The sequence below is a fragment of the Klebsiella sp. M041 genome (assembly GCF_059759695.1).
This window is the reverse complement of the sequence record NZ_JCAXWU010000004.1, coordinates 156,911-173,179: the sequence shown is the minus strand read 5'-3', so window position 1 is coordinate 173,179 and position 16,269 is coordinate 156,911. Positions and strand designations below refer to the sequence as shown.

Genomic DNA, 16,269 nt, shown 5'->3' with positions numbered 1-16,269 from the left:
TATGGCTAGTTAACTTCGTTTAAGTGCTAAATAGCTGCGCGGAATAGTAGATCACTTAAAGGGAACTCAGCCCGGATTGTGCGATCTGATCAATCGCTGACTATCCCAAATCACCAACCGGACTGAGCGATGCCGATCATAGCACCTATTCCCCGTGGCGAAAGACGCCTGATGCAGAAAGCTATCCATAAAACGCGTGATAAAAATCATGCCCGCAGGCTCACCGCTATGCTGATGCTTCATCGGGGTGAGCGGGTCAGCAATGTCGCCAGAACGCTCTGCTGTGCCCGTTCATCCGATGGCCGCTGGCAAGTGCATCCATGACAAAATCCATCGACCATGTCAGGTTCGGCGCATCCGGGCGAAGAAGCGGAAGCCGCTCAGTCGCCAGACCTTTACGACGTCGTCTGCGCTTTACACTCAGGCCGTTAAGGTGGTAAATGCGGTATACCCGCTTGTGGTTGACGTGAAGGCCCTCCCGACGTAATAACTGCCAGATGCGCCGGTAACCAAAACGCCTTCGTTCGAGTGCCAGTTCTGTGATACGCCCTGATAAATGCACATCAGCCGCCGGACGCTGAGCCTCGTAGCGGCAGGTCGACAGGGACAAACCTGTAAGCCTGCAGGCACGACGTTGCGACAGACCGGTCGCATTACACATAAACTCAACGGCTTCCCGCTTCTGGTCTGTCGTCAGTACTTTCGCCCCAGAGCCACCTGAAGTGCCTCCTTATCAAGCATGGCTTCGGCAAGCAGTTTCTTGAGTCTGGCATTCTCTTCTTCAAGCAACTTCAGGCGCTTAACCTCGGGCACTTCCATACCGCCATACTTCTTGCGCCACGTGTAAAAGGTGGCGTCGGAAATGGCGTGCTTGCGGCAGAGCTCACGGGCAGAAACCCCGGCTTCAGCCTCACGGAGGATACTGATGATCTGTTCGTCGGAAAAACGCTTCTTCATGGGGATGTCCTCATGTGGCTTATGAAGACATTACTAACATCGCGGTGTATTAATCAACGGGGAGCAGGTCAATGCCAGATTAATCCTGAAATGATGCATTTAAAAAGACATTTTTCTTCTACTTTTATTTGAGGACTCAAAATCTGATGCGATAGAAGAAAGTTGTTCAAGACTCATCTCAACAGAGCGCTGGAACGCAAGTGCGGCCTCTGTGCGTTGTTTTATCACCAGAGCAATGATTTCGGCATCACTTTTTTCTTCAATGGCTTTTCTATAAAGTATTCGTTCATTAATTAAATCAAAATTTCCTGATGATTTAGCAGCGGTGTTAGCTGCTGAGTAACTTATAGGATTAAGCTCACCAATAAAGCTATCCAAAAGAGATTGTCTTTTCTTATCCAGTCTGCGCAGTGTGGCATGTGCAGACCTATATTTTTTTATTTCATATGCAAATGCATTGTCATCACGTAGCTTACGGTATCCTGTTCTATATTCATCCATTGATGGATGATTTTTGAGTTCTTCGATTGTATTAAAATATGCCAACAAATCGCTATTGTCTAATTGTACTTTTCTCATATACTGCCTCGTTATAATAATATTAATAAATATATTTTATTAAATATAGAGCAAGTGTCAAATTAGTGGGTTTATTTCTTGATAAGTCGTAAGTTTTTTATCAAATAATGAAATATATCAATGCCATATATTTACTAGTTGTTAATATAAAATATAATAAATATATTAACAAAATATATAGGTGATAATATGAAAGAGAGTACTTGGGAAGAGATATCAAAAGTAAATGAAAGATTCTATAAGGCTAAAGCAGAAGCGAGCAACAAAATATTTAATGCAGATACCGGAATAGATAATGAGTCATTAAGAAGGATTCAACAAGAAATTTTAAAACAGGGAAATAGAGAACTTGCGGAAGAGCTGCATACAGCTATGTTTGAGAATAGAGCTGTAATGAGAGTAAAACATGCAGAGCGAGTTTCAAGTTCTTTAGGAGAGTGGTTTAATAAGGATGCTTTTAATGAAAAAATAGCAGCAGAAGGGAGTGTTAAAGAAAGAGATGTAGTGGCCTCTAAATCCGAAGCATTCAAAGACGCACCTTACTTTTCTGTTGGTATGTATCAACATAATATAGATCAGCCAGATGTAAAGGATGCTTATATAAAAAGGGTAGAACAATTAACCAAAGATATGGAATATCAGGTTAGTTTTGCGGTTAGTAGAGAAAGCCATATGAGCAATACCATTGAGGCCGCTAAACAGCTTTTAGGTGTTGAAGTTTTCAATAAGCTATATGCTGGGGAGTCTTTAGACATAGCACCAACACCAGAACCTGTAGCGATAGTGAAAGAACAGGCAGAAGTCGATAACCTAGATGATATAATAAGTGTTAACGAACAATTTTACCAAGTTAAAAGACAAGCTGATGAAAAAATATTCAATATTGATACTGGCATTGATAATGCTGCATTGAAAAGAGTTCAGGATGAAATACTCAGGCAAGGCAATAGAAATCTTTCAGAAGAAGTTCATACAGCTATGTTTGATAATAGGGCTGTAATGAGAGTTAAACATGCTGAGAGAGTATCTAGTTCTTTAGGTGTATGGTTTAACAAAGAAGGCTTTAATGAAAAAATAAAAAATGAAGGTGATGTTAAAGAAAGGGATGTAGTCGTTTCCAGATCTGAAGCATTTAAAGATGCACCTCATTTTTCTGTTGGAATGCTTCCTGCTGATATAAATGATCCAGTAGCAAAAGATACTTATATAAATAGAGTTCAGACGCTAACTAAAGAGATGGCTTCTCAAGTTGATTTTGCTGTTAAAAGAGAAAATCATATGAGGAGGACATTAGATGCAGCTAGAGAGTTTTTGGGTGTTGAAGTGTTTAATAAACTTTATACTCAGACGCATGAAAAGGTTATAAGCTTTAAAGACAAATTAAAAAATGTAAAACAGTCTTTATCTGAACCTGTTTCTCAGGATGTGAGAAGTAAAAATAGAATAAAGTTTAATTAACAATAATGATAAAAAACAAATCACCTAGACTGTGTATAATTTTCATTGTTCGCCTCAGAGTTTACCTCTAACATGGTTGTTTACGAGAGCTTAAAAAGGCTCATGACGAGCCTTTTATGATAATAGTTTAGCTTTAAAATATTCCATGAATATCACCATGTGAATCTTTAACTCTCTTAAGAATTGGATGGATTGTCTAAACATCATAAGTGGAACAAGTTCAATATCTTCAGCTTCACGTATAAAATCATCATCTAAATATTTTTTAAGTTTCTTTCTGTTTTCGAATGAAAAAATATCGGCGTAATTTCTCGCTGCCTCTAAAGCTATCTCCCTTGTGGGTTTGGTGATGTATTTTAAGGCACCGCCACAGTTCTTTACAGCCATTAACTGTAATTCATACGATGGGTTAGGTATCTGACCAAGAGCCATTCCATTGCTATTCACAGCGATTTTATAAAAATCATTTAAACTTTCTTGCTTAATAAATGGGATGACATATTTAAGGTTGTAACCATCATGTTGAATCGCTATTTTACACAACTCCTGTGTAGGGTTTTTTAAATACTGTATATTTGCCCCTGATTTTTTTAATATTTTTTTACACAGAGAGTATGATGGTTCATTTTTGAATTCTAAAACATTAGCTGCATGTAGAATGCTGCCACCATTTCTTTCTAGATTTATATCGCTATTTAGTTTATCTAAATAGGGTTTATACTCATCTTCAATATCTGAGCATGAAACCTTGTAAATAGAGTTTTTTGCATAATATGAAGAGATAGGTTCATAATAATATTTCTCTCCATCCATTTGGAATAAAATTATGATACCATCACAATAACTATTCCCACGTACTATTATTTTGCTTTTTTTCATAAAAACCTCATTTAATGTTAATGACTGTTGTATATTTTCTTTATTATCAATTTCCTCAGTATAATCATCGATAATGTTGTTTTCTGATACTGAGTTTAAGTCAATATCGACATTAGGCGTAAACTGTGGAAAAAACGTTCTCTATGCCTCTACTGGCTCTTCTCAATGATTATTTATAGTCCCGGCTCTTTATAGGATTTAATGTTCTGTACTGGCCCTATAGAAAGAGATTCGCATTTATCATTGTATGTTTTCCTTCTTGCACCAGAATATTTTTATTAATAAGTTTCTGCCAGCATTTACTTACGTTAGATTTACTCATGGCAAGCTCTTCTGCAAGAGCAGATTGTGAGACACTGGCGATCAGATTTCCATTCTGCATGAGCTTACATAAACGGATCATTATTGTATATTCTGCACCCGACATGTTCTTCCCGAGCGTTTCCAGATTATCTAAAAAAGCGTGAACATAGACTATTCTCTGTTGTATATCAGAGCTATGTTCTTTGTTTACATTTGCTGTTGCTTTATCTTTTCGGTTTCTATTGTGGAATCCGTATATCTCTAGCTTTTGCTTATCAGTAAAATTATTTCTGTATATGTAATCTTCCACTCCTTCACTGCTTAATGCCATTATTTTATTGTAATCAATGCTCATGTGTCTTTCCTTTTGTTATTATTGTTTATATTTATATAATGCAGAACAAGTCATTGTCAAAAATAAATGTGAAAAAATGAAATAAAATACACTTTTGCGAAATTACGTTCACTGATTCCGGTGGTTTTTAAATATAACAGAGTTTTAAAAGAAAGATGTTTGGTTTCAGTACAGAAAAATTTCACTGTAAAAATATTATAATATAATGATTTTAATGGCTTAAGCTTGGAGTGTGCCAGTCAAATGGTTCCGTTTTATCATCTGTCATATCTTTACTTTTAATGATAGACAGCAAGTGATTGTATAAGACAATCACTAAGCGCTGCTGGTTTTTAGGGATATGTTATTGTTTTCTTTTACTACATAGCGGCTATCGCCGCAATTATTTATGGATAAATCCATCATTAACAGGGATGAACCCTGTTCCAGCAATGTGATTGTCTTGAACAATCACGAAGTGCTGCTTATGTGCATATTTTCCATTCAGTGAAGAGTAAATAGCCCGTTTTACAGAGTTAACACTTTACACGGTTATGGGATCTTTTTTTAAAGCAGGATGAGGAAACGATCTAAATACGATCCTTTTTTACTTTCCTAGCCAGTATGGAAACTACCTAATGAAAGTAAAAATATATTAATGTCAGCGTCAGGGCGTAGCCGTGCTTTAGCACATGAGCGTCAGCTCATAGATGGTGGTGATTTTCAAAAAAAGGATTTTAATGGAATAAAAAGGAAAGCTTTGCAATAAAAAATGCAACCCGAAAATGGTTAACCATTTTAAGGTTGAAACCCCATGTGGCGATCATAAAAATCGCCCGGTTTCTGTTTATCCTCTTAAGTCTTATCTCTTACTTCTTGCAAAATTAAATTAAGACAAAATCGGCTTGTAGCCCTTGCTGAATAAGGGATTGAACAAAAAAACGGGACTGACTGTACGGTCAGTGTTCCTGACTCTGTGGTCAGTATTCCTGACTGTACAGTGAGCTTTCCTGACTCTGTAGTCAGTTTCTATGTCATTTTATAGACTAAAAATGACAGTGCTTTAAATTATTGTCACTGGAATACTTGCGATTTCTAAAATATTTCCGCAAAAAAATATGCAAAAAACTTGATATCTATTTTGTGCATGGTATTTAATTATAAATAAAACAATAAGAGGTAATGTCGTGATGAATGAAATAGAAGTTGATTTAGATTTAGGCTTAAATCCTTTTTGCTTTGGGACAGAGATAAAGATTGAAACAAGAAAGAAAAACCTGACTGTTTCAAGAGGAACAGAACTTATTGAAAGGAAGGATACCAGCAAATCTTATTTTGCTAATATAGTACATACACAAGAAGTCGATAAAGAAGAGTTCATTAAGCTCTACACTTCCCAGATAAAAGCATATTTTGATTTAACGAAAACAGCGTACAAGGTGTTTTTCATATTTCTCCGTATCTATCAGGATGCTATAGGAAAAGATCACTTTTACCTGAGTTGTAAAAAAGCGATGTCGCTTGCAGAAAAGATAGATCACTTCGTCTTGTCTGAATCTATCTTTTACAGAGGTATAAAAGAACTTATTGAGAAACGTATTATTGCTAAAACGAATGAAAAAAACTGGTATTTTATAAATCCTGCTATTGTGTTCAATGGTGATCGTGCTCGATTTGTTTCAGAGATTATAAAAAAGAAAGAAGTAATGGTGGGGCAAACAGAAAATACTGTTAGTACTCGCGATATGGATAACAATGCTGAAGTAAAAAGCAGGTCAATTGCGTCAGTGATAGAAGATGTTAATGACCAAGAGGATATTGATCTGTTAATCGCAAGATTACAGGCTAAAAGATCCCAAGCGAAAATGATGGATGTAAGTGCGGATGGAGCTATTGCTACCAAGGGAGAAATGCTTCTATATCCAGAAGAAACGTTAGAGTGGGACAATATTCATGGAGAGGACTTTTTAACAAAAATGACGTTCAGTGACCGAGTTCGTTAACCTATAAACCTTGCGCACATGCGGAATCTGAACAATGTCTATGTGGCAATGCTTGGTAACGGTGAGTCCGAACATGAGCTGAAGGGCGATCTCTATGAGATATTAGCTCAGGCCAATGATAGACTTAAGATCTCTGTTGTGATGTGCAGAGTTATATGATTATATATGTAAATCAGCCTATTAGGCTTAACATCCTCGTATCAAAGTTCGGCAGAGACTACGTCTAGCAGTAATTTTCAGAAAATTATTTTATATCAAGTGGTTATGGTTGGTTAAAAGTTTTCATCTTCTTAAGGTGCAGATATGGACGCAAATGATTTAAAAAAAGCTTTAATCAGAATCTTCAAAACAAGAAATTCTGGCCCATTCCTATTTGTTGGTTCTGGTTTCTCTCGGCGGTATTTAGGAATCAAAGATTGGAAAGGGCTGTTGGATAATTATTGTGTTTCAGGAAAACCATTTGAGTATTATCTCGCAGCAGGGGATTCTACTTATCCTACAGCAGCTAGACTCATTGCTGAAGACTTTAATACTACATGGTGGAGTGACGCAAAATATGCTGGGAGTCGTGAAAGATATAGTAAGAAGGTTACCGATAATACATCCGCGTTACGTTTTGAAATCTGTGATTATCTCGCTTCTTCATTAGAAGTCCCGATCAAGGATAGCGAGCATCAGGACGAAATTGAAATACTTTCAAGGCTCAATGTTGATGGAATAATAACAACCAACTGGGACTGTTTTCTTGAGCAGCTTTTCCCAGACTATAAAGTTTATACTGGTCAGAATGAGTTATTGTTTTCCAATCCGCAATCAATAGCAGAAATATATAAAATACACGGTAGTGCACATAAGCCTAAAAGTCTTATCTTAACTGATCATGACTACAATGAATTTAATAACAAAAATCCTTACCTAGCAGCAAAGCTGATAACGATATTTGTGGAGCACCCTGTTGTTTTTATAGGCTATTCACTTTCTGATAAAAACATTACTGATTTACTTGGTGCGATTTCAATATGTATTGGAAAGGATAATATTTCACAGTTACGCAATAACTTAATATTCATTGATAGAGAGGAAGGACTCACCGACTATTCAATATCTGAAACTTTTACAACGATCGAAAGAACACAGATACCAATAACATTAGTTAGAACTGATGATTTAAATCCTGTTTATGAAGCTATTGAGACAAATAAAAGAAAAATCCCAGCCCGTATTCTTCGATATTGCAAAGAGCAGTTATATGAGGTAGTTAAGTCGAACTCAACAGAATCAAAAATTTATGTAGTTGACATCGATGAGGTTGAAAAACATGATGATGTAGAGTTTGTTGTCGGCGTTGGTGTTGCTGAGGCTCGAAAAAAAGAAGAAGAGATTGGCAAGCTAGGTTATACACAAATAAACAATATAAATCTTTTTCACGACCTTTTACATGAGGATAATTCATATGATGCAAATAGCATTTTACAGAATGTTATTCCTAATGCGGGTCGATTCTCTCCGAATATAATCGTTTTTAAATACCTAAAAGAAATAGGCATTGTTGATGAAGCACAATATAGAGCATCTAAATATAATTTGGATAAATGGGTTTTAAGAAATGATACAAGTTATCAATGTAAAGGATATTTTAGGACGTTTGTAAGAAAATTTAAGGATAAAGATACTAGATATATTATCGAGCATACCACACCAGAAGTAGCAGCAATCCATCTGCCTTTTCTGATGAATAAGTTAGATCTGAAATTAGTTAAAGAGTTTTTAATTAATAATGAAGAGAAACTGAATCCTGATAAATCAACTTATGCTAGTTATTTTAAAAAGTTAGCTTGCTTATATGATAAGCTATTACATGGTTGGTAATTTCTATAAAAATACCGAAGGAAGTCATGTTTGTTCGACTTCCTTTGGTATGTTATTTTTATTTGTTAATTTATAAGATGCTTTCTACTATGTAAATTAATCAATCCAGCAACCCACGCGAGACCTTACTCGCTGTCTGACTGAAATTATATCGCTCAACAACATTCCCCTGAACCAGATCTCAAGGGAGTTCATGTGAGCCGTGTTGCTGTTTTTAAGCAGGGCCAGACCGGGGATGTAGTTCGAGATCTGACTCTCGCCTGACATGCTGGAGTAGGACCACATTTCCTGACCATCATTAGTAGCTCGTGTCTGCGGTTCCCCGAATGCATTAATAACATCTTGCTGAGTAGTTTTCCCTTTAACGATTTTGGCTTTTACGGTTTGTTGGGATTCGTCTTTCAGAGATTTGTTGCCGTAGGTTGTGCAAGCGGTAAGAGGCAGGCTCACTAGAGCAGCGATAAACAGTTTTTTCATGTTAACTCCATATAAACAGTAAACGAAAAAATAGGCGTAAAGACGCCGGGACCAGATGTGAGATACCTCTGGCTACTTAAATTTGTGTTAATGGCTGAAGAAGAAAGCCGCTTATCAAAAGCCTGTGAGTTTTTATCTAATCAGATAACGGCATCCTTCATGGTTGTTTTCCCTGATGTTGCATTAATCAAAGCTATTTAAAGGCCATAAATCGACATTAACCGCTTACCTCATGGTCCAACGCTCTATCCACTTGAATCAGCTCGTAAACTGTCTGGTGCTCCTCTGGTTTACTCTACTCATTAACGATTCCTCTAGTAAGAAAATGATCAATATTACAGATCGATAATAAGTTATTGATAGATAATAACGATTGAAGATGATTTATCGATCGGTGTTTTAATTGGTATATCCGATCGAATATAAAAATATGATAGCCTGCATCTATCGTTAGTTTTATTTTGATCGTTACAAACGATATGACGGCCCACAAAAATAATTGAATCCTATCAATTGGTTAATCAGGTGGTTTTGTTGCGTTATGCCAGTAAGAACAAGCCTTAACGACTACAGATGCGCTGCAGACTACCTCTACATAACAGCATTTTTGATTATCAGGATGGATAGGAAGATGAAGAAGATTTTACTCGTTACTTGCACAGCTCTTGCTTTGACGGGATGCGGTGAAAAAGGCGATTTTGAGAAAGCGATCAACGCGAAAATATCACAATCGAAGCTGTGCTACTCCCTGCAGGACAACGACATTGTATTCAACAAAGGTTTTCCGATTAAGGTTAACCGTGGCTACCGTTCTGCTGGATACAGTGCCAGTGATGAAATCCTTAGAGGACTTGTTGAACAAGGGCTGCTCACTGTTTCACAACAGGCAAATGGCTTTAGCAGTGTTGATGTTCTGGAAGTCACGGACAAGGGCCAAGAGGTTGAGTTTTGGGACCGTGAGAAAGGTGCCTGTGTTGGTCATCGGGAAGTTACTAAGGTAAAGGAATGGACCGAACCGGGAAACGGTAATCAGAAAGTTGTCCGCGTGTCATATACATGGAAGTTGGCGGATGTTCCTTCATGGGTGGACAAAAAAGTGTTCTCCAGCGTCAAGGGTATGGATGAACCTGAAGAAGGCATGATTAACATTGTTAAAACCAGCTATGGCTGGAAAGCGCTCTAAGGTGTCTATCATGGAAAACAATACAATCCAGTGTCCGTTTTGCCTGAAAGAGAGCCTGTGTGGTGTGCATGTCTGCACCGGCTGCATGGCGACAGTTTTATATGGGGCTTATCCGCAGTGGTATGCTTTCGTGGTTATATTGCTTACCTTTGGCCTGTCTATTCTTATCGGAATGTCTACAGGCATCGCGGGTGCTACCATCAGCCTACCAATAATTGCGGTCGTTGGGTTTGTAGTTGGTAAAGCTATTTTTTCTGATAATGTTGTTTTCAGGCGAAGAATGTAATATTAAATCATAATTATTTAAACCACATCTTTCACAATGATGTGGTTTAAAATATGCTATCTTGCAGAGCTAATTATTATAATTCTAGCATTCATAATGATAGTTGTATTTATCAACGTGCAATATTTTGCTTATCAAGAAAAATAGCACGATTCATACCTGCGCGTTCAAAGATTGCAAGGTTAAGTAAAAACGCTTCAGACCGAACAGTATCGCAAGGAAGAAACAATGAAACAGGATCCCCTGAAATCGTTAACATAAAACAAAGATTATTAAGGAGATTTATCAATCTAAGGTAGTTTCCTTTTGTATAGTATTCCGTCATGAAGCCATGAAGTATACTGTGTCGATTTAAATTACTTATCCCTGTATCATTCTGTGTATTTTGATAAAGATGTTTTTCTATAAAATTTCTACCATTTAATGCAATCTGGTATCTTTCTTCAAATTCGGAGAAGAATTCTTTGGAGCTAATGCAAATAGGTTTCCAGTCATAATCACGGTAGACATAGTCATTAATGTAGAACTTTAGCCATGCATCATAAATACTAAGTAAAAATTTAGTTCCCACATTTTCAGGTTCATCTAGTCCAAGCCTAATGCCTAACGATCGAATAATGTTTTCAATACAAGGCAGGAGAGTGGTTATTGCTGAACGGTATAATCCGAGACAATATGTCTCTGTTGTTTCTCTTATCTGTACTAAACACTTTTCGAGAACGGGAAATTTTGTGTAGTGTTCTATAACTAAAAGGGAAAGCACTTCAGGAGGGAACATTGATGTGAGAGAACGTTCACCTGCCAGTATTTTCATATCTCGACTTGGCGCTTTATTTATTTGACCACAGTGGTGTGAAATAATACCGAGTGATACATAATTGGGAAGGATTATCTCAGCTTTATTTAATGTTTCACCCATAGCTTTTATAAGTGTATTCTTTGATCTATATACTTCAAGTTGTGGGATAAACGCCTTGTATTCTTTATAGTAAACACAAAAGCCATGAAGGATAGTCATACAGTTTGTAATAGTGGCTGGCTGAACAGAAAACTCACCACAACCTAATTGTTCATTCAGTATGGAGTTCAGAATTTCGATATTATCACACTTTTTATTCCTTCTTTTAAAAGTGCGGTATATTTTTCTGAATATATTATCGATGTCATTTTGCATTGCAAATTAACTTCCTTTAAAAATAATATAAAATCTACCACCATTCATCAGGATATACTAGCTGATAATCTTAAATATAGGCATCCTTCTGTGTCTGGCTGGGTTTGTTTACGGGTTTTGGATGCTGCTAGTTTTGTTCTCTGGTTGAGTGTTTACTCGCTATAGGGGAACCACGTTGTGTGATTATGGTAGGCGCTTCTTAGTATGATAACGCTAAGTCATCAGTGTCATTGAATGTGGCAGTTACTAAGTATTTATCATCACTTTATGGAGGCCGCAAGCTCCTTCCCGGCAGCAAACATGAGCTGGTTAAAGTGTAGCGGTATTAGGCGAGACAATTTAGTGTTATGAGCGTCATCCCTCAGTTTGGTTGGAGATTTTTTGATTTGGCGATTGTTCAGAGCGTATAATCCGGGCTGAGTTTCCTAAAGTTAACATACTATTCCGAGCTGCTATTTAGTTGAATCTAATTATTTAATTTAATATGATAGTGAAATCTAAATGTTGGAGGTCTAAATGTACAATGAAGCACAAAAAGAAATAGCTAGGAAAGAAGTTATTCACTCAGCAATTGAAAGGTTAACAGTTAAAAGATCTGATTCAACCTTATGCCCTAAAGATTATATAAGACGAGTTAAATCTTTTTATAAAAATAAAATCAATGATGCGAGAACGTTACTTGTAGATAAGTTATCTGATGTAACAATTAAAAGATGGGAGGATTTTTATGACTCAATAAATCATGAGAAGACTGCGTCCGGATTGAAGGTTGCTTATTTGTCGGGTCCAAACCCTGAGAATGATATTAAGGAGATGACCAATCTAGGAATACTGCCTGAAAATATTTGGGCTTTTGAAAGTGATTCTAAAACATATAATGAAGCTGTTATTTCCGCCTTATCCTCAAAATTCCCCTTTATAAAGTTGATTAAATCAAATATTGGTGATTTTTTTGAAATTTCCCCACAAAAATTCGATATTATTTACCTTGACTTTTGCGGCCCTTTACCGAGTAAAAAAGATGGGCAAAAAACTTTAAAAACAATTACTGCCATATTAAAACATCATGCTCTCACTCCACTAGGAGTACTGATTACGAATGTTAGTCTTCCATCTAAAAAACAAAATGAAGAAGACCACATTAATCTGGCGAAATTAACTGCTGATTATTTATATCCTAAGTCATTTTTAGAAACAAATGATTCGAAATGGAATTGTATGGATGGGGCCATGTCTCATGGCTTCGACCCAGACAAATGGCGGAGCAAAGTGGCAGATGATATAGAAAATTATTATGGGCAGTATATTACGAGGCTACTAATCGATACGATCTCTGTTATATCTCCTTATGAAAACTTTTTATCATCTCACTCACTCTTCAAATATATGTTTAAATTGGGGGATAAAAAAGACATGCAGAATAAATTAGACTCATTATATCATTTTGATTGCGATTATAATGGAGGGGATGTAATTACAGATAGTTCACATTATCCAATAATGTGGACGTTTGCGGCTATAAACGGAACCCTTAATAAAGCTGATAAAAATTACCCACAGCACATTTACACTGACTCATCATATAATAAATTTTGTTTATCATTTCTATCTCAGTTAAGTATAGACAATGATGCTAGTTCAATAATAAGAAATATATCCACAATGCATTTCCTTATGGGAGAAGGTTGGGGTGAGAAAAAATATTATAATGAATCTCTGACCGAATTGTCAAAATTTAGTTGGCATCAGTCAATATATCCATTTTGTGATCAGTTTTTATTCCATCAAGTTAAAGAGGTTTTATTCAGACAGTTATCAGTGCCTTATCATGTCAATATAGAAAAAACTCAACGATGGACTTATAAAGCCAAAGATACTCAAATGTATATGGATTTGTTTGTTTTGGATGAGTGTCGTTATTTATATGATTGGATGCCTTCATTTGATATGTTTTATTCAGGAATGCAAGATGTCGAAAGACAGTATAGTTTTAGATTTATATTGGATGCCGTTGCGAAACATAGAATGATTTATAATAATGAATTCTTTTTCGGAACAGCATCCGTTAGTCGAATGGAGGACGGGTTCCTAGAAAAAATTTTAAAAGTTAGAGATGAAATTCTCTAGTTAGATTGAATGATTTAAGTTGTCGCTTGTAGGGGCTTTATTATACAGGGTGTTATGCAAGCCCCAATAATTTAGCTTGAGGTGTGAATCGATTTTTTTCTATTTTCACTTCTTAACCTGTGACCTCACAATCTATTTTTATTAAGCAACGGCGGCTTTAACGATGGATGATTCCTGCTTCTTCCTGATACTGGCGGAGGAGCAGGGGTATAGTCCAGATCGATATCTGCTTTGTGCTGTTCTTCTTTAGGGCGGCTTGGAAAGCGTCTGACCTCCTCTTTGGTTGGACTATAAGTGTCACTGTTAAATCTGGCACGTCTTTCATGTTCAGCGCGAGTCACATAGATGCCCTGAACCTCATCAAAGACATAGTTTTCAGCTATACGCTTATCATGTTCAGCATCGACTGAAACAGGGGCTGGCTTCTTCTTGGCCCAGACGAATTTCTCTCTTATATAATCTACTACCAACAGCGTGAAACGCTTAAACACACCGCTCTGACGAGGTTCAACTTTCTTCCTCTTAACTTTAACAGGAGCGCGTTTAAGTGCTCTTGCTGTTGAAGAGGATGGGGTTTTCAGTGTAGTGCGTGTATGAGGCGCAGGAGCAACCAGAACAGGTTTCTGCGAGCCTGTAGATGAAGCTCTGCCTGTGTTATCCGGGATAACAATTTCTTCCGGTTCAGCCAGTGCATGAACCCTAAAGCTGGCAACATCAACAACGATGTCCAATGGAAGATCTTTAAAGGTAAAGTAGGCTTCGCCTGCTTCTTTTTTCAGCTTATCACGTATGGCTTGCTCTGCAGCACGTTGTTCCTGAGCTGCAACAGTTCCCCAACGGTCACGAGGAATATGAAGTATTGGATCACGGTTCGTTTCAATAGCTTTAGCCAGCCAGATTGCTTTCTCTTCATTGGTAGCGGCAGCGATAGCCTGTTCTAGGGCTTCCTCATACTGAACCCTGATAGAACGGTGATCGATGCGTTCATCATGACCATACAGGTCAAGGAACCCATTACAGATGTCCTGCCAGCCTTTACGCCAGCTATCAAGGGTTTCAGGCTTGTCCCACTCACGGACCTTTTTACCAAAGCCGGTAGAAAGAACCTCACGGGTGGTTCCCATTATATGGATATGTGGGTTATGACCATTAATATCGTGAATAACAACATCGGCAATGATGCCTTGCTTGGTAAAGTGCTCAAGAACAAAAGCTGCAGTGAGTTCAATGTTCTGCTCTGGTGTTAGCTCAGCGGGGAGGGCAATCTTAAACTCTTTGGCAAGGCGGGCATCTTTTCTCTTCTCTGAGGCTTCAACAGCATTCCAGAGTGTTTCACTGTCAACAATCAGGGCAGGAGGGGTATGTTCAGGTGCAAAAATCTGCGCAAAGGCAAGGTCCTTTTTATGTGCTGTTTTGCGACCACAAACTTCACCCGTTCTGTTATCGAAGAAAACTTTACGGTGACGATATGCAGCAGAGTTAACCGAAGACTGACCTTCGCCTCTGCTGATGTTCTCCATTTTAAAACTGTATATCGCCATCCAAGTATTCCTCAATGCCAAATGCTGCTTTTCGTTTTACGTAAGGAAAACGCCGGGGTTGACGTTGACCTTGATTTTGTTTCCGAAGGAAACGGTTTTAGCCTGCGGCAGGCAACCGTCGGTAGACCCCACGGCATTAGAGCGAAGCGATAATGCGTAAGTGGGCATTGCTTTATTTTTTATCGCCATAAATGGCTCAAAAATAACGGCAATGTATAAGGCTTGCCTTTATTAATTAATACTAAATATATGAGTGGCTGTAAAACAAATCGCCGAATTAAGCGGCGCAATCTGGATGAAAGGGCGAAGTATTCCACGATATTACATAAATGGGGTTTTGATAGCGTCCGAAGGACAAAAAGAGTGTTAATTTATCCCGCCGTAAGGCGGGAAAAACTAAAACATAAATAAAACAGTTAAATTTAGAGATGACTTCTCCGTTATATAATTAACAGGTGAGGTTTAAAAGCTAGAGTGGAAAACCGAAAGGTGAAATGAAAATCACATATAAACAAAAATAAGTAACGCGGAGAGTATCAGATATTTTAAGTTAGTAGTTGCTATCACTTGTGTTGCACAAATTACAAAGCGCGCGATTTAGGTTCTTGTTGACTGGAAATCGTGAGGATATGACCTAAACTCAGTGTGCATCATTTATTAAAGCAATTTAATGCAATGAAAATGATGATCAGTTTATTAATTACATACAGCAATTATAATGAGGCTAAAATGTCCGAACATCAAGTATTATGTATCAATAAAAGCAATCGCCAGAGTGCTCATGAAAGGATAACTCATATTGGCGGTAAGAATGCTGATGGCACCAGATGGAAGCTCACACAGCAAGAGGCTATAAGCGGAATAGAATCTGGGAAATGGAGATTTTATGTTAATGCAGGAGGACATTCAGTGTGGGTGATTGTTGCTGTTAGCGCTTCTGGTAACAAATACTTAAAAACACAAAATGATGGCGAACAGCCTAATAACCTTTTGAGTCTTCCTGAATGCGCATAAGTGTTAAAGAAAGGGCCTATTGGCCCTTTCTTACTATTTACTGCGCTTACCATGATTACTTCTGAATGTAGTTAGTTATAGAGAT

11 protein-coding genes and 4 pseudogenes are annotated in these 16,269 nt (G+C 37.4%); 8 read left to right on the top strand and 7 right to left on the bottom strand.

The window, feature by feature from the left end; translation table 11 throughout:
* Positions 1–129 precede the first annotated feature (129 nt).
* A pseudogene (locus AC6CWS_RS06425) lies at positions 130–309 on the top strand (IS630 family transposase); the annotation flags it as partial.
* On the opposite strand, the pseudogene AC6CWS_RS06420 reads toward AC6CWS_RS06425, so the two are convergent.
* Together AC6CWS_RS06420 and AC6CWS_RS06415 are read right to left on the bottom strand one after the other, a co-directional pair.
* Positions 293–957, bottom strand: a pseudogene (locus tag AC6CWS_RS06420) (transposase); the annotation flags it as partial. The pseudogenes AC6CWS_RS06425 and AC6CWS_RS06420 sit on opposite strands and share 17 nt — an antisense overlap.
* 99 nt (positions 958–1,056) lie before the next feature.
* A complete protein-coding gene (locus AC6CWS_RS06415) occupies positions 1,057–1,536 on the bottom strand; it encodes a DUF4756 family protein (protein WP_055316576.1) in 480 nt (159 codons plus the stop codon).
* A 189-nt stretch (positions 1,537–1,725) separates the two neighbouring features.
* Here AC6CWS_RS06415 and AC6CWS_RS06410 point away from each other — a divergent pair, with 189 nt between their 5' ends.
* The gene (locus tag AC6CWS_RS06410; RefSeq protein ID WP_023302102.1) at positions 1,726–2,994 is read left to right on the top strand and encodes a hypothetical protein; all 1,269 of its coding nucleotides are present in this window, start codon (positions 1,726–1,728) and stop codon (positions 2,992–2,994) included.
* Between the two features lie 114 nt (positions 2,995–3,108).
* Here the strand turns inward: AC6CWS_RS06410 and AC6CWS_RS06405 are convergent, their stop codons facing one another.
* Together AC6CWS_RS06405 and AC6CWS_RS06400 are read right to left on the bottom strand one after the other, a co-directional pair.
* Positions 3,109–3,873: a hypothetical protein gene (locus AC6CWS_RS06405; RefSeq protein ID WP_498256396.1), complete on the bottom strand. Its 765-nt coding sequence runs from the start codon at positions 3,871–3,873 to the stop codon at positions 3,109–3,111.
* Between the two features lie 30 nt (positions 3,874–3,903).
* Positions 3,904–4,531, bottom strand: a pseudogene (locus AC6CWS_RS06400) (hypothetical protein); the annotation flags it as partial.
* Between the two features lie 1,169 nt (positions 4,532–5,700).
* On the opposite strand from AC6CWS_RS06400, the gene AC6CWS_RS06395 reads away from it, so the two are divergent.
* Positions 5,701–6,513 carry a hypothetical protein gene (locus AC6CWS_RS06395; protein WP_498256395.1) on the top strand — a complete coding sequence of 271 codons (813 nt, stop codon included), beginning with the start codon at positions 5,701–5,703 and terminating at the stop codon, positions 6,511–6,513.
* A 303-nt stretch (positions 6,514–6,816) separates the two neighbouring features.
* Positions 6,817–8,382, top strand: coding sequence for an SIR2 family protein (locus tag AC6CWS_RS06390; RefSeq protein WP_498256394.1), 1,566 nt, complete (start codon positions 6,817–6,819; stop codon positions 8,380–8,382).
* Between the two features lie 100 nt (positions 8,383–8,482).
* On the opposite strand, the pseudogene AC6CWS_RS06385 reads toward AC6CWS_RS06390, so the two are convergent.
* A pseudogene (locus tag AC6CWS_RS06385) lies at positions 8,483–8,859 on the bottom strand (SEN1984 family lipoprotein).
* 631 nt (positions 8,860–9,490) lie between these two features.
* On the opposite strand from AC6CWS_RS06385, the gene AC6CWS_RS06380 reads away from it, so the two are divergent.
* Positions 9,491–10,042: a membrane lipoprotein lipid attachment site-containing protein gene (locus tag AC6CWS_RS06380; protein WP_149362458.1), complete on the top strand. Its 552-nt coding sequence runs from the start codon at positions 9,491–9,493 to the stop codon at positions 10,040–10,042.
* Positions 10,043–10,052: 10 nt separating this feature from the next.
* Positions 10,053–10,328, top strand: a complete 276-nt coding sequence (locus tag AC6CWS_RS06375; protein ID WP_149362457.1) for a hypothetical protein — start codon at positions 10,053–10,055, stop codon at positions 10,326–10,328.
* Between the two features lie 112 nt (positions 10,329–10,440).
* On the opposite strand, the gene AC6CWS_RS06370 is transcribed toward AC6CWS_RS06375, so the two are convergent.
* Positions 10,441–11,502 carry a hypothetical protein gene (locus AC6CWS_RS06370; RefSeq protein ID WP_375023956.1) on the bottom strand — a complete coding sequence of 354 codons (1,062 nt, stop codon included), beginning with the start codon at positions 11,500–11,502 and terminating at the stop codon, positions 10,441–10,443.
* A gap of 516 nt (positions 11,503–12,018) precedes the next feature.
* Between AC6CWS_RS06370 and AC6CWS_RS06365 the strand changes: the two genes are divergently transcribed.
* On the top strand, positions 12,019–13,629 hold the full coding sequence (locus tag AC6CWS_RS06365; protein WP_498256393.1) for an SEN1985 family protein: 1,611 nt from the start codon (positions 12,019–12,021) through the stop codon (positions 13,627–13,629).
* Between the two features lie 125 nt (positions 13,630–13,754).
* Here AC6CWS_RS06365 and mobQ read toward each other — a convergent pair whose 3' ends face one another.
* The gene (gene mobQ, locus AC6CWS_RS06360; RefSeq protein ID WP_149362454.1) at positions 13,755–15,170 is read right to left on the bottom strand and encodes a MobQ family relaxase; all 1,416 of its coding nucleotides are present in this window, start codon (positions 15,168–15,170) and stop codon (positions 13,755–13,757) included.
* 675 nt (positions 15,171–15,845) lie between these two features.
* Here mobQ and AC6CWS_RS06355 point away from each other — a divergent pair.
* Positions 15,846–16,184, top strand: a complete 339-nt coding sequence (locus AC6CWS_RS06355; protein WP_225087654.1) for a DUF3892 domain-containing protein — start codon at positions 15,846–15,848, stop codon at positions 16,182–16,184.
* The last annotated feature ends 85 nt before the right edge of the window (positions 16,185–16,269 follow it).